This is a genomic window from Salmonella enterica subsp. arizonae (genome assembly GCF_008692845.1).
Taxonomy (GTDB): domain Bacteria; phylum Pseudomonadota; class Gammaproteobacteria; order Enterobacterales; family Enterobacteriaceae; genus Salmonella; species Salmonella arizonae.
On record NZ_VXJW01000039.1, the window covers coordinates 1 to 605 of the forward strand.

The following is a 605-nucleotide window of genomic DNA, read 5'->3' on the forward strand; positions in this document are numbered from 1 at the left end:
ATCAGCGCGCCCAGTAAGAATCTCATTGCCCGGCCTCCTTACTGTATTTATCCCAGAGCGGCCTGATTTCACTCTCCCATACGCGATCGTTAAGATCGCCGGCATGACGGTAACGAATGATCCCTTTCCCGTCGATCAGGAAGGTTTCCGGCGCGCCGTAAACGCCTAAATCCAGCCCCAGCATCCCGTCGCTGTCCGATAAACTCAGCGCATAAGGGTTACCCAGTTCCCTGAGCCAGGCAATCGCCTTCGCCCGGTCGTCTTTGTAATTCAGGCCGACTATCCGGATACCCTGCGCGGCCAGCCGGTTCAGGTACTGATGCTCGGCGCGGCAGGTCGGGCACCAGGTGGCCCAGACGTTAAGCAGCACCGGTTTCCCCTGCGTCAGCACCTCCGCCTGATAGTACTGACCCGGCGTCTCCAGCGATTCCAGGCGGAACGCCGGCACCGGCTTTCCGGTCAGTGCCGATTCGAGATTCGTCGGGTCATCGCCTTCCGCGTTACGCGCCAGCTGCCACAGCAGCGCCGCGGCAATCAGCAGGAAAATAAGTAACGGTAATAACAGTACGTTGCGTTTCATCCGGCCTCCGGCAATGGTTTACGGC

Annotated in this window: 1 protein-coding gene; it reads right to left on the reverse strand. The window is 59.5% G+C overall.

The window, feature by feature from the left end; all coding sequences use genetic code 11:
• Positions 1–22 precede the first annotated feature (22 nt).
• Positions 23–580, reverse strand: coding sequence for a thiol:disulfide interchange protein DsbE (gene dsbE, locus F4V61_RS21995; RefSeq protein WP_080167706.1), 558 nt, complete (start codon positions 578–580; stop codon positions 23–25).
• Between the last annotated feature and the right edge of the window lie 25 nt (positions 581–605).

Bases quoted from the DNA above. Each gene is read 5' to 3' on its own strand.
- dsbE (WP_080167706.1), bottom strand. From the start codon at position 580: ATGAAACGCAACGTACTGTTATTACCGTTACTTATTTTCCTGCTGATT.